Raw genomic sequence first — 13338 nt, 5'->3', positions numbered from 1 at the left:
CTCGCATTTCATATGAGATCTTTGCTTTTCTGGTGGGTTCTGGCTGGTTACCGGCTCGTAGGCTCAGCGAGTGGGGCTGCCATGACACTCGTCGCGGGCGTCGACTCGTCGACCCAGAACTGCAAGGTCGTACTCCGGGACGCCGGCTCCGGGGCTCTGGTCCGCTCCGGCAGGGCGGGTCATCCGCCCGGCACGGAGGTGGACCCCGTGCGCTGGTGGGAGGCGATGCGGGCGGCGTTCTCCCGCGCGGGCGGGCTCGACGAGGTCGCGGCCATCTCGGTCGCGGGCCAGCAGCACGGCCTCATCCCGCTCGACTCCGCCGGCCGCGTCATCCGGCCGGCGCTGCTCTGGAACGACACGCGCTCGGCCGCCGCCGCCCGCGACCTCGTCGGGGAGGTGGGCGCCGGACCCTACGCCAGGAGGGCGGGAAGCGTGCCCGTGGCCTCCTTCACCGCCGCCAAGCTGCGCTGGCTGCGCGACCACGAGCCGGGCAACGCCGCCGAGGTCGCCGCCGTCGCGCTGCCGCACGACTGGCTGACCTGGCGGTTGCGCGGGTTCGGCCCGGCCGCGTCCAGCCCGCTCGGGCCGGAGCTCGGCGAGCTGGTCACCGACCGCTCCGAGGCGAGCGGCACGGCGTACTGGAACCCCTTCACCGGCGAGTACGACCAGGAGCTCCTCGAACGGGCGCTGGGCCGGGCGGTGATCGTGCCCCGGGTCCTCGGGCCCGGCGAGCGGGCGGGGACGGCCGCGGGGACCCCGATCGTCATCGGCCCCGGCGCGGGCGACAACGCCGCGGCGGCGCTCGGCCTCGACGCGGCCCGCGGCGACGTCGTCGTCTCGATCGGGACGAGCGGCACCGTCTTCGCGGTGACGGACCGCCCGGCGTGCGACGAGACGGGGACCGTCGCCGGGTTCGCGGACGCCACCGGCCAGTTCCTGCCGCTGATCGCGACCCTGAACGCGGCCCGCGTGCTGGACGCCGTGGCGCGCCTGCTCGACGTCGGCCACGACGAGCTGGGGCTGCTGGCCCTCGACGCCCCTCCCGGCGCCGGCGGCCTGGTGCTCCAGCCGTACTTCGAGGGGGAGCGCACGCCGAACCTGCCCGACGCCACGGCCACGCTCTTCGGCCTGACGCTCGCGTCGGCGACCCGGCCGGCCCTCGCCCGCGCGGCCTTCGAGGGCATGCTGTGCGGCCTGGCCGACGGCCTCGACGCCATCCGCGCGCAGGGGGTGAAGGCGGACCGGGTGCTGCTGATCGGCGGGGCCGCGCAGAACACCGCCGTGCAGCGGATCGCCGCCCAGACGTTCGAGCCGCCCGTGGTCGTGCCGCGGCCGGGCGAGTACGTCGCCGACGGGGCCGCGGCCCAGGCCGCCTGGGCGCTCATGGGGGAGCGCCCGCACTGGCCGCGCTCCGTCACGGCCGAGCCGCCGCCCGACCATCGCCCGCTCATCCGCGAGCAGTACGCCCGGCACGCGCCGCCGCCGACCGCTCAGCCGTTGTGATCGCGTCAGCCGTTCTGATCGCGTCAGCCGTTGTGATCTCGCCGGGGGCGGCGCGTCACCGGCGCTCGCCGTGGCGGGCGAGCTCCTCCACCGTCACGTGGGCCCCCCGGGTGTGCAGCGATTCCAGAGCGCGCAGGTACGGCTCCGCGAACCGCTTGTCGTCGGCCAGGTCGCCGAAGAGCGCGCGGTTCTCGATGAAGGCCGCGGGCCGTTCGCGCTGCGACCTCGCGATGGCCGTCAGCTCGTCGCTCAGCCGGTCGACGACGGTGATCGGCTCGCCCCGCTCGTCCACGCCCTCGGCGTAGCGCGCCCAGGCGGCCACCACGGCGGCCGAGCGGGTGACCTCGCCGCCCCGCGCGAGCTGCTCGCGCACGACGGGCAGCAGCCACTTCGGTATCCGGTCCGACGACTCGGCGCACAGGCGCGCGATCGTGTCGCGCACCTCGGGGTTGGAGAAGCGCTCGATGAGGGTGCTCTTGTAGGCGTCCAGATCGACGCCGGGCACGGGGCGCAGCGTCGGCGTTGCCTCGGCGTCCATGTAGCCGCGGACGAACGCGGCGATCGCGGGGTCGCGGGCGGCCTCGTGGACGTAGCGGTGCCCGCTGAGGTGGCCGAAGTAGCACAGCGCCTGGTGCCCGGCGTTGAGCAGGCGCAGCTTCATCAGCTCGTACGGCTCCACGTCGGCGACGACCTGCACCCCCGCCTCCTCGAAGGGCGGCCGGCCCGCGGTGAAGCGGTCCTCCAGCACCCACTGGGTGAACGGCTCGCAGACCACCGGCCAGGCGTCGCGGACGCCGGACAGCCGCGCCACGGACTCGCGCTCCTCGTCCGTGGTGACGGGCGTGATGCGGTCCACCATGGAGTTGGGGAAGGCGACCTCGGTCTCGATCCAGGCCGCGAGGGCGGGGTCGGCGAGGCGGGCGAACGCCGTGAACGTGCGGTGCGCCACGTCACCGTTGCCCTGGATGTTGTCGCACGACATGATCGTGAACGGCGGGATCCCGCGCTCGCGCCTGAGCCGCAGCGCCTCGGTGACGAGCCCGAACACGGTGGCCGGGACCGCGCCGGGCGCCGCGTCCGCCCGGATCGCGGGTGTCCGCGGGTCGAACTCGCCGGTGACGGGGTCGATGTTGTAGCCGCCCTCGGTGACGGTGAGCGACACGATGCGCACGGCCGGATCGGCCATCCTCTCGATGACCGCCCGCGGGTCGTCGGGGGCGAAGAGGTAGTCGACGATCGAGCCGATGACGCGGGCCTCGCGCGTCCCGTCCGGGTGCTTCAGCACGAGGGTGTAGAGGCCGTCCTGGGCGGCGAGCGCGTCGCGCATCCGCGCGTCGCCGGGCAGGACCCCGACGCCGCAGACGGCCCAGTCGCGCGCCTTGCCGTCGTTCATCAGCCGGTCGAGGTACATCGCCTGGTGCGCGCGGTGGAACCCGCCCACCCCGAAGTGCACGATGCCGGCGGTGAGCCCCGAACGGTCGTAGGAGGGGACCGCGACCTCCCCGGGCAGGCTCGCCAGCGTGTCCTGCGTCAGTGTCGTCAGCGCCATGATCTCCCCTTCGGCGGCCCCCGCGCCGCCTCTACGCTCAGCATGGCCGGGCTCTCCCCGCTTCAAACGTACACCACTATGTAGCACAAAGTAATCGATTGTTCGCTTTCTGCTACTTTCTGCGTTTTCGCCAACATGCGACCGCATCTGCCGGGAAACGAGGTGGAGGACGGACAGCCGTCCACGCTCATGTACGGGGGTAGTGATGTCGCTACGTGTCACGTTCGCCGGAGTCGCCACGGTCGCCGCGGTGGTGGTGCTGGGCGGGTCGCCGGTGCCGGCCGCCACCGCACGGGGGACGGCGGTCTCCCAGCAGGACACGGCGTATCTGCGGGCGGCCCACCAGGGCAACCTCGCCGAGATCGCCGCCGGGAAGGTCGCCCAGGCCAAGGGAGTGTCCGACGCGGTCCGCTCGATCGGGGCCACACTCGTCGCCGACCACACCGAGCTGGACGCGGCAGTGCGGGAGGCCGCGCGACGGCTGGACGTGACGCTGCCCACCCGCGCGACCCAGCGGGACAGGGCCATGCTGGAGCGCGTGTCCGCCCTGTCCGGACCCGCCTTCGACCGCGCCTGGGTCACCGCGATGATCGCAGGCCACCGCGCGGCCCTGCGGCTGGGCAAGAAGGAGCTCCAGGAAGGCTCGTCGACGACGGCCAAGGAGGTGGCGCAGTCCGGCGCGCCCGTCATCCGCAAGCACCTGAACGAGCTGCTGAACGCCCAGAAGTGACGACCGCCCCGGCCCAACCCCCTCCGGGCGGTCGTGGAGATCCGGGTGACCCGGCTGCTCGGCGACGGGTGAGCTGAAACCGACATATCGTAACGATCTGACAAAAGCCATAATGATCTTCTCCAGTCGGGGTACGGGATCGGACGGACCGGCCTGAGGAGGCGCGGTGATGGCCGAGAGCAGACTGTCAGCGGAAGAGCAGCGATCCCAGATCAGGAAGGCCGCCACGGCCAGCGTCGTCGGCACCGCCATCGAGTGGTACGACTTCTTCCTGTACGGCACGGCGGCCGCCACGGTCTTCGCCGGGGTCTTCTTCCCCAAGTCCACCCCCTACGCGGGCACCCTGTCGGCGTTCGCCACGTACGCGGTGGGCTTCGCGGCCCGCCCGGTCGGCGCCGCCATCTTCGGGCACTGGGGCGACCGGATCGGCCGCAAGGCCACGCTGATCGTGACACTCGTGATGATGGGCGTGTCGAGCGCGCTCATCGGCGTGCTGCCGAGCACCGCCAGCATCGGCGTGGCCGCGCCCATCCTGCTCGTCGTCCTGCGCATCCTGCAGGGCATCGCGGTGGGCGGCGAGTGGAGCGGGTCGGTGCTGCTGTCCATGGAGTGGGGCGACCAGCGCAGGCGCGGCCTGATGGCGAGCTGGCCGCAGATCGGCGTGCCGATCGGCCTCATCCTCGGCACCGGCGCGATGTCGCTGCTGGCCGCCGTCGCGGGCGACGCGTTCAAGGACTGGGGCTGGCGCGTGCCGTTCCTGGCGAGCCTGGTACTGGTGGCCATCGGGCTGTGGGTGCGGCTGCGCGTGATGGAGACCCCGCTGTTCAGCCGGCTCCTGCAGACGCGGCGGGTGGCCAAGCTGCCCGTCGTCGAGGTGCTCAAGCGGCACCCGAAGGAGGTCGTGCTCAGCGCGCTGCTGCGCGTCTCGGAGCAGATGCCGTTCTACCTCTTCACGACGTTCGTCATCACCTACATCACCGCGCCCCACATCGGGATGTCCGAGACGTTCGCGTTCGCCGCCGTCACGTGCGCGGCGGTCGTCGAGCTGGCCGCGATCCCGTACTTCGGCCATCTCAGCGACCGGGTCGGGCGCCGGCGGCTCTACGCGCTCGGCGCGATCCTGCTCGCGATCATCGCGTTCCCGTACTACGCGCTGCTGAACACCGCCATCCCGATCGTCATCCTGCTCACGATCATCGTCGCGCAGTTGCAGCACGCGATGGAGTACGGCCCGCAGGCGTCACTCATCGCCGAGAACTTCCCGACCGGCCTCAGGTACGGCGGCGCCGGGCTCGGCTACCAGCTGGCCTCGGTCGTCGCGGGCGGCCCCGCCCCGCTGATCGCCACGTGGCTGCTGCACGACCACGGCTGGCAGGCGATCTCCATCTTCATGGTGGTCGGGGCGGTGATCGGGCTCGCGGCCACCCTGGCGCTGCCGGACCGCTCAAGGATCGACATCTCCGACGACGCCGCGTACGGCGCCACTCCCGCGTGACGCGCCGGCCTCCGCTGCCGGGGCGTCGCCCGCCTGCCCGAGAGGGTCGGCCAGTCTGAGAGCGTCGGACAGGTCGCCGGCGCGCGGGAAGCGCAGGATCAGCGCGGGCGGGACCTGCCGCCCGGTACGGCGCTCCAGGTCGGCGGCGAGCCGGGCCGCCAGGAGGGAATGGCCGCCCAGCCGGAGGAAGTGGCTGTCGCGCCGGATCCGATCCACGCCGAGGGCGTCACGGTAGGCGGCGAGGACGGCTTCCTCCAGCTCGTCGGCCGCCGCGGGAGGCGCGGAGGCCGTCACGTCCGCACCCGCCCCCTGGTCCGGGTCCGCACCCCCGGCCGCACCTCGCTCCGCGCCCGCGCGCCCGCGGGGCAGGGGTGTGCCGGGGTGCTGCTCCGTCAGGTAGGTGGCGGTGTACTGCTCGGCGAGCAGTCGTTTGCGCACCTTGCCGTTCGGGGTGACGGGCAGCTCGGCGACGACGACGATGTCGGCCGGCACGTGCTCGCGCGGCAGCCGCCGGGCGCAGTGGTCGCGCAGATCCGCCGGGGTGGCCGGGCCCGACAGCACGACCGCGGCGGCGACGGCCCGGCCGAGCGCCGCATGCGGCACCCCGAACACGGCCACCTCGGCGACGGCCGCGTGGGTCCGCAGCGCCGCCTCGACCGTGGCCGAGGCGACGTTGAGGCCGCCGGAGACGATCACGTCGTCGGCGCGCTCCACGAAGTACACCGTCCCCCGCTCGTCCCGCCGGCACAGGTCACCGGTCGCGATCCAGCCGTCCGCCAGATACCGCGTACCCGCGCCGGAGCCGCCCCCCACCGGCTCGACCTGCCCGTCCGCCTCCCCTTCCCGGTCGGGTTCCCTCCCCTGGCCGGGTTCTCGTTGCCGGCCGGGTTCTCGTTCCTGGTCGAGGTAGCCCAGTGCCGGGCCGGTGTGGCGCAGCCACAGCTCTCCCACCTCCCCCGGAGCGACGTCCCGGCCCGCGCGGTCCACCAGGCGCGCGTCCGGGCCCAGCTCGCCGAGCGCGGGCGGCCGGTCCGGCAGGCAACGGTGCTGCAGCCCGGCGCCGCCCTCGGCCACCGTGTACACATTGAAGATCTCCGCCGCCGGGAACACCTCGGCGAGGCCCGCGACGGTGGGCTGGTCGAGCGGGGCCGACGACGACACCACCGAACGGACCCGGGACGGCGCGCAGCCCTGCCCCCGCAGCGCGGCCACCGCGAGCCGCGCCGTGGTCGGCACCAGGCTGAGCGCGGTCACCCGGTGCTGCTCGATCAGCGCGGCCAGCCGCTCGGGCGCGAACGGCTGGCCGAGGACGACGTGCACGCCGTTCAGCAGGCAGCTCTTCAGCACGGACTGCGCCGCGTTCGTGCCGATCGCGACGGCGGTGAACAGGGCGTTGACCTGCGGGGGCGCGACGTCCTCGTCCGGCGGCCAGTCGTCGGTGAGTGAGGCGTGGACGCTGAGCACGGCCTTGGCCGCGCCGGTGGTGCCCGAGGTGAGGATCACCGCGGCGGGGTCCTCGCCCGTGCGGACCGCCTCACCGGCGTTCGCCGGCGGACCCGGCGCGGCCGGACGCGGCGCGGCCGGTCCCGCGGCCGGCAACCCACCGGCCGCCAGCTCACCGGCCAGCAGCTCACTGGCCGGCAGCTCACCGGCTCGCAGCCGGCGGCCCCCGAGCACCTCCTTCGACTGGTGTCCGCCCGGCCCGTCCCCGGTGACGAGGGCGGCCGCGTCCACCCGGGCGGCGATCGCCGGCAGCTGCGCCTCGGGGACGGGAGCGCGTACCGGGACGGCCACCCCGCCGGCCGCCAGCACGCCCATGAAGCAGCAGGCGAAGGAGAGCCAGTCGCGGTCCTCGAAGGCGAGCACCACCCGCTCCCCCGGCCGCACGCCGCCGGCGGCCAGCCCCGCCGCGACGCGCCGTGCGCCCGAGTGCCAGCTCAGATAATCGAGCGTGCCCACCCCGTCGACGGTGAAGGCCGGCGCCGCCGGATGGACGGCCGCTCGCCGGGCGAGGATGTCGTGCAGCAACACGGGCGACGGCGATGACACGGGCAACGGCGATTCCTCCCCGGCGAAGGCGCACAAAGCATCTTCGCCACCATACGCACCGCCGGCCCACATGATCAGTCCGCTCAATGCGGACACGTGTTCATCGTTGACGCCGTTACCGCAATTTCCAAGAATCGTGCCGGAATTCGCACCCGATTGGAGGTACGAGATGGGGCACAGCGACTTACCTCGTGACAGCTGTGGTGGCGTTCGCCGGTGTGGGGGCAATCTCCTCGTCGCCAACGCCGTACAGCCGAGCGAGACGGCCGTCCGCCGTAACGTCCGGGCCGTCTCCGAGTTCTGGGCCACGTTCCGGGCGTCCCGGAAGATGCTGAACAAGAAGCGGTAACCACTCCTTGCGATCAGAACTCAGCACCTCTGGAGGGGTTTCGGACATCCTGTCCGAGCCCCTCTTCTCACGTACCGGGGACGGCTCACGCACCGGGGACGGCTCACGTACCGGGGACGTTGCGCTCGACCGTGACCCGCTGCGCCTGGCCGGGCCCGGGAAGAGGTTCTCGCTGGAGCGGCTGGCGCTGCTGCTGCACGGTCTGCCGTTCGAGGCGGAGTTCCCGCCCGAGTGCCCGTGGGAGGGCGTGGTACGGCACCGCCCGCCCCTCGCCCTGCCTCCGCTCGGCTCGTCCGACGAGTCGGCGCTGGAGGACGAGTTCGGGGCGGCCGTCGCGCGATGCCTGGGCGACGCGGAGTCCGCCGTGGTGCTGCTGTCGGGCGGCATGGACTCGTGGGCGGTCTTCGTGCACGCCCTGCGGCAGGCCGAGCGGGAGGGACGCCGGCTCAGCGCGGTCGTGTGGAACCTGCGCGACCAGTTCGGCAGGGCCACCGCCGGCATGGTCCATCGGCAGCTCCAGGCCCTCGGCATCTCCTGCGACCTGCACGTCCTGCCCGCCGAGTGGCGGGAGCTGCCCGAGCCGGCGTGGTCGCCGCTGGGCCCGCGGCACGACTACTACACACGGCTGCACCAGGCCACCGTGGACCACGCCGCCGCCGTCGGGGCGACCGTCCTGCTCAGCGGCCAGGGCGGCGACGAGGTGCTCGGCGCCTGGAACCACCTGTCCGCCCCTCTGGCGCGCGGACGCCGGTGGCGTGACCTGCGCCGTTACCTGGCGGCGTTCGGCCGGGGCGACTCCCTGGTGGAGGTGGCGGGCGAGGCGGCGGCGCTGGTGGCGCGGCGGCTGCCCCCGCAGACGTCCTTCCAGTTGTACGTGGCGACCGCGCTGCACGAGGTGGTCGAGAGCGGGCGCCCCTCGGTGCTGACCGCCGCCTATGAGGAGTCGGTCGGGAACTGGACCGCGAGCTGGCTGGCCGACAGGTTCGAGTCGTTCCGGGCGGCGGGCGGCGACTGGGCGACGGCCAGCCTGTACGACTCGATCTTCCCGTGGGCGTACGACGCGCATCCGCTCGGCGCGCCCATCCGGCAGCGCTCCCCGTTCGTCGACGAGGGGTTCGTCAGGTACGCCTTCGGGCTGCCTCCCGCCTCCCGGTTCCGGGCCGAGGGGCCGTACCCGTACCAGTGGTACAAGGCGCTGCACCTGCGGCTGCTGCCCGCCGCGCTGCGGCCGCTGCTGCCGGAGTACAAGCAGAGCTACTCGGACGCCTTCCGGCGCTACGTGCTCGACGTGCTGCCCGAGGGGCCGCTGCTGGTCGAGGAGCTGGGACTGATCCGGCCCATGGACCGGCTCGACCTGGAGCGGCTCCATCCGCGGCTGCCCATCGTGGTGCGCAACGTGGAGCGGTGGGTGGCGGGTGCGCTGGAGGCCGGCGCCGAGCCGGTGGCCGCCCGCTAGCATGCGCGGCGCGGAACGCAGGTGGTTCGGCGCGGAGCCGGCGGTCCACCTCGCCCTGTCGCCCGACGGCCGGGCGGTGAGCTGGCAGAGCGAGCGAGAGCCGGGGCTGTTCGTCTGGCGGCCCGAGGAGGGCGTGCGCAGGCTCCCGCTCGGCCGCGCCCCGATCGTGGACCACGCCTGGTGGCCCGAGGGCGGCGCGGTCCTGGCGGTCGTGGGCGGCGATCCTCAACGGGCCATCGTGTACGACGAGGCCACGGGCCGCACCACGGACGTCACGCCGGAGGGTCTCGCGCAGATCCACGTCGTGGACCGCGACCAGCCGCGGCTGCGGAGCCTGCTGCTGGGGGGCGCCGACGTGGAGGGGCGGCGGGCGTGGCACCTCCTGGCGGCGCCCTCCGTCCCGGCCCGTCGCGTGCCGGTGGACGCCGGAACGGGCCGCCTGTTCAGCGACCCCGGCGACCGGCTGTGCGCCGCCACCACCCGCGCCACCGACGGCTCCCTCGTCGTGCACGCGCCGGCCCGGACGGAGGAGAGCCTGATGGCGGCGGGGGCGGACGGCCGGCGGGAGGTGTGGCGGTCCGGGCCGCCCGGCTCGCTGGTCACCCACCCGGTCGACGTCACGGCGGACGGCCACGGTCTCTACCTGTCCGGACCCTGCCGCGGCGGCTTCCTCGGCGTGCGGCTGCTGGACCTCCGTACCGGGAAGGTGCGCACCGTGCTGGACGACGGCGAGCACGACCTGGACGTCGTCCTGCACCCGGTGACGCGGCTCCCCCAGCTCGCGCTGGTGTCCGGGGCCCGCCAGGAGCACCGGGCGCTCGCCCCGGGCCTGGCCGCCGACCTGGACGGTCTCGGCGCGCGTCACCCGGGCGAGCTCCAGCTCGCCGGCCTGACCCGGGACAACACCACCTGGCTGGTACGGATCGACGACGGCGAGACCCCGCCCCGCCACCTCCTCTGGGACCGCGCCGCGAACACCGCCCTCCCGGTCCCCGTGGAGCGGGGTGCTCCCGGCCCGGCACGCCGCGCGGCGACCCACCTCCTCTCCGCGGCGGCCCGGCTCGGTCCCGGCGCGGCCAGGCGGGTGACGTCCGGTGTCAGGGTCGCGCCCACGCTCACGGTCGCCATCCCGGCGCGCGACGGCCTGACGCTCGACGGCTACCTGGTCACCCCGACCGGCGGAGCCGCACCGCCGTACCCGACCGTGCTGCTCGTGCACGGCGGCCCGTGGTCGCGCGACTCGTGGGGCCTGTCCCCCGAGGCGCAGTGGCTGGCCGAGCGCGGCTACGCGTCCCTGCGCGTCAACTTCCGCGGCTCCGAGGGGTACGGCACCCGCTTCCTGGACCTGGGCCGCGGGGAGTGGGGCGGCGCGATGCAGGACGACCTGGAGGACGCGCTGCGGTGGGCGGTCGCCGAGGGGCACACCGACCCGGACCGGGTGGCCGTCATGGGGCAGTCGTACGGCGGGTACGCGGCGCTCATGGCCGCGACCGCCCGGCCGAAGGCGTTCGCCCTGGCCGTGGCCGTGTGCGCGCCCACCGACCTGGTGGCGTTCGTCCGGCATGTGCGGGAGTCGTCACACCACGAGCGCGCGCACTTCCTGCACCGTATCGGCGACCCCGACGAGGACGCCGAGCTGCTGCGCGCCCGCTCGCCCCTCACCCACGCCGCCGCCTGCCACACGCCGGTGCTGCTCGTGCACGGCGGGGACGACCCGCTGGTCCCCTCGACGCACGCCACCGCCATGGCCGCCGCGCTCGCCGGGCACGGCCACCCCCACCACTGCCTGGTGCTCTCCGGCGAGGGCCACGGCATCACCCGCCCCGCCAACCGGATCCGGCTCGCCCGGGTGGTGGGGCGCCAGCTCGCCTTCCACCTTCGAAAGAGGCGCACGTGACCAGCCCCCCGCACCCTGACGCCATCCCCGGGCACATCCCCGCCCAGCAACGCTCCTCCATCCCGGAGCGCGCCTCCACCACCGCCCCGGAGCAGACCTCCCCTCCGCAGCAGACCGCCGCCCCGGAACCCGCTCCCGCCCCCTCCTTCCGTTACGCCGCCACCTCCGACCGGCTCGCCCCCTTCGTCACCCACCCTGTCTACCGGGAGGCCGGCTCCGAAGGCACCGCGGCCCCGTCGGCCCCCGGCGGCGAGACCGGCTCCGGGCGTGCCGGTGGCCCACCCGCCTCCGGGGGCGCCTACTCCCTGGCCGCGCTGGCCACCTGGTTCACCTGGCCGGGGCTGAGCACCGACCTGTTCCCGGCCTCGCCGTGGGCGGGGCTGGAACGGGTCAGGCACGCTCCGCCCCGGCCGCGCGGCCACGCCCGCCCGGACGAGCTGCGCGACCGGCTCGAAGCCGCGGTCGAACGGGCCATCGGCGACCGGGAGCACGTCGCCGTCGCCACCTCGGGCGGGCTCGACTCCGCCGCCCTCCTCGCCGTCACCGCCCGGGTCTGCCGCCGTACCGACCGGCGCCTGCTGACCGTCACCATGGACATCCCCGACGACCGTGGCCGCCGCCCCAAGGTCGTGGTGGACCGGCTGCTGGAGTTCCTGGGGCTGCGCTGCCCGCACCTGCGGGTGGACCCGGCCCCCCGGCGCTGGCCGGAGCCGGACTGGTGCGCGCACGGCCCGCGCTTCGACGGCTTCCCCCGGCTGCACCGCGGCATGGCCGAGCTGGCCGCGGAGGCCGGAGCGCAGGTACTCCTCCACGGCAGCGGCGCCGACCAGCTGCTGGAGGCGCCCGGCTACATGGCGGCGCGGCTGCTCCGCCCCGGCTCGTTCGGTGACCTGACCGCCTACCTGCGGGACGCCTCCGCGGGTGGCGGGCCGCCCGTGCGGGAGCTGACGGCGCTGCTGGCCGGGCGGCTCAACCGCAGGGTCTCCTCCGCGCTCTACTGGCCGACCGCCTGGCCGCGCCGGCTGCAGGAGCACGGCTCCGCGCTGCTGTCGGAGGACGTCCACGCGCAGGCGTGCGCGTGGGAGGACGACTACCGGCGGGAGTCGGCGAGGGTCGCCGCCGAGGCGGGCGCGTCGTGGGCGGAGGCGCTGATGATCCACCGGACGTTCCCGTACGACGTCATGGTGCCCGCCACCGAGCTGCCCGAGGCCGCGCCGTACTACGACCCCGCCTTCGCCGAGTACGCCTTCCACCTGCCGCAGGCGGCCCGCTACTCGGGGGCGTACGAGAACGAGTACCTGCGCAGGAAACGGCTGGTCGCCGACCTGCTCCCGGACGGGATCGGGGCGGTGCTGCCGCCCTACCGGCAGCGCGGCTCGCAGTCGTACGCCCGCTACTGGCGGCTGGCGCGGGTGGAGCCGTCGCTGGCCGTGGAGCGTGGGCTGCTGCGGCCGGACTGGCGGACGCGGTGCAGGGACACGTTCGAGATCGCGACGGCCAGCGCGGTGGAGCTGTGGCTGCGGGGCGCGGAGGACCGCGGGGCCCGCGGTTCGGCCGGGGGTACGGCATGAGCCGGCCGGTCCCCGGCTCGCCCGGGTACGGCCCGCTGGACTCGGACGGCGGCCGCCACGACGAGGCCCCGCGACGGATCGACGCGGACGCGCTCGCCTTGTACCTGTCGCGCCCGTCGCTGGCGCTGGGACTGTATCCGGCGTCTCCCTGGGCGGACACCGCCGCCTCCGACGCCCCGGGCGGCCCGTACGACGCGACCGGGGGACGCCCGGCGGACGCGCGGGACGTGGGGAAACGGCTCGGCGTGTCGGAACGGGGCGCGGCCGATCCGCGGGAGCTGGGGGAACGACTGCGGGACGCCGTGCGGCAGGCCGTCGGGGCGCACCGGACGGTGGCCGTCCTACACGACGGGAGCCTGGGCGCGACGGCGCTGCTGGCGGCGGCGGACGCGGTGGGACGGGAGCTCGGCGTGGAGGTGACCGTCGTGATCGCCGACCATCCGGGCCCGGACGGCGCGAGCGCGGCCGTACCCACGCAACGGGTTCTCGCGGCGCTCGGCGGCCGCCACCGCTTCCTGCTCGCCGAGAGCGACCGGCTGCCCGGCCCCGACAACGGCCCCATGTTCGGAGCCGCAAGTGACGGGCGGTCCGGGCCTGGGAGCGGCCCCGTGTTCCCAGCCGCAAGTGACGGGCGGTCCGGCCCTGGGAGCGGCCCCGTGTTCCCAGCCGCAAGTGACGGGCGGTCCGGCCCTGGGAGCGGCCCCGTGTTCCCAGCCGCAAGTGACGGGCGGTCCGGCGT

The 13338-nt window shown here is 74.7% G+C and carries 8 protein-coding genes and 1 pseudogene; 7 read left to right on the top strand and 2 right to left on the bottom strand.

The window, feature by feature from the left end:
* Window positions 1-81 precede the first annotated feature (81 nt).
* Window positions 82-1503, top strand: coding sequence for an FGGY family carbohydrate kinase (locus ABZS51_RS22075; RefSeq protein ID WP_355443954.1), 1422 nt, complete (start codon window positions 82-84; stop codon window positions 1501-1503).
* A gap of 55 nt (window positions 1504-1558) precedes the next feature.
* On the opposite strand, the gene ABZS51_RS22070 is transcribed toward ABZS51_RS22075, so the two are convergent.
* The gene (locus tag ABZS51_RS22070) at window positions 1559-3052 is read right to left on the bottom strand and encodes a mannitol dehydrogenase family protein (protein WP_355443951.1); all 1494 of its coding nucleotides are present in this window, start codon (window positions 3050-3052) and stop codon (window positions 1559-1561) included.
* 205 nt (window positions 3053-3257) lie between these two features.
* Between ABZS51_RS22070 and ABZS51_RS22065 the strand changes: the two genes are divergently transcribed.
* Window positions 3258-3782, top strand: a complete 525-nt coding sequence (locus ABZS51_RS22065) for a DUF4142 domain-containing protein (protein ID WP_355443949.1) — start codon at window positions 3258-3260, stop codon at window positions 3780-3782.
* A 169-nt stretch (window positions 3783-3951) separates the two neighbouring features.
* Window positions 3952-5277, top strand: a complete 1326-nt coding sequence (locus tag ABZS51_RS22060) for an MFS transporter (protein WP_355443946.1) — start codon at window positions 3952-3954, stop codon at window positions 5275-5277.
* On the opposite strand, the gene ABZS51_RS22055 is transcribed toward ABZS51_RS22060, so the two are convergent.
* Window positions 5227-7326 (bottom strand): class I adenylate-forming enzyme family protein, encoded by a 2100-nt coding sequence (locus ABZS51_RS22055; RefSeq protein WP_355444038.1) that lies wholly within the window; start codon window positions 7324-7326, stop codon window positions 5227-5229. The genes ABZS51_RS22060 and ABZS51_RS22055 overlap by 51 nt on opposite strands.
* A gap of 356 nt (window positions 7327-7682) precedes the next feature.
* Between ABZS51_RS22055 and ABZS51_RS22050 the strand changes: the two genes are divergently transcribed.
* The 4 genes and pseudogenes from ABZS51_RS22050 to ABZS51_RS22035 form a co-directional block, all read left to right on the top strand.
* A complete protein-coding gene (locus ABZS51_RS22050) occupies window positions 7683-9131 on the top strand; it encodes an asparagine synthase-related protein (RefSeq protein ID WP_355443943.1) in 1449 nt (482 codons plus the stop codon).
* 1 nt (window position 9132) lies between these two features.
* Window positions 9133-11028 carry an alpha/beta fold hydrolase gene (locus ABZS51_RS22045; protein ID WP_355443940.1) on the top strand — a complete coding sequence of 632 codons (1896 nt, stop codon included), beginning with the start codon at window positions 9133-9135 and terminating at the stop codon, window positions 11026-11028.
* Window positions 11025-12599, top strand: a complete 1575-nt coding sequence (locus ABZS51_RS22040; RefSeq protein ID WP_355443937.1) for an asparagine synthase-related protein — start codon at window positions 11025-11027, stop codon at window positions 12597-12599. Before ABZS51_RS22045 ends, ABZS51_RS22040 begins: the two co-directional genes overlap by 4 nt.
* Window positions 12596-13338, top strand: a pseudogene (locus ABZS51_RS22035) (hypothetical protein); the annotation flags it as partial. The gene ABZS51_RS22040 and the pseudogene ABZS51_RS22035, both read left to right, overlap by 4 nt.

Source organism: Nonomuraea sp. NPDC005501 (assembly GCF_040605905.1).
Taxonomy (GTDB): domain Bacteria; phylum Actinomycetota; class Actinomycetes; order Streptosporangiales; family Streptosporangiaceae; genus Nonomuraea.
This window is presented reverse-complemented; position numbering and strand designations above follow the sequence as displayed.

Coding starts and splice junctions, on each gene's coding strand:
- ABZS51_RS22075 (WP_355443954.1), top strand. CDS start 82: ATGACACTCGTCGCGGGCGTCGACTCGTCGACCCAGAACTGCAAGGTC.
- ABZS51_RS22070 (WP_355443951.1), bottom strand. CDS start 3,052: ATGGCGCTGACGACACTGACGCAGGACACGCTGGCGAGCCTGCCCGGG.
- ABZS51_RS22065 (WP_355443949.1), top strand. CDS start 3,258: ATGTCGCTACGTGTCACGTTCGCCGGAGTCGCCACGGTCGCCGCGGTG.
- ABZS51_RS22060 (WP_355443946.1), top strand. CDS start 3,952: ATGGCCGAGAGCAGACTGTCAGCGGAAGAGCAGCGATCCCAGATCAGG.
- ABZS51_RS22045 (WP_355443940.1), top strand. CDS start 9,133: ATGCGCGGCGCGGAACGCAGGTGGTTCGGCGCGGAGCCGGCGGTCCAC.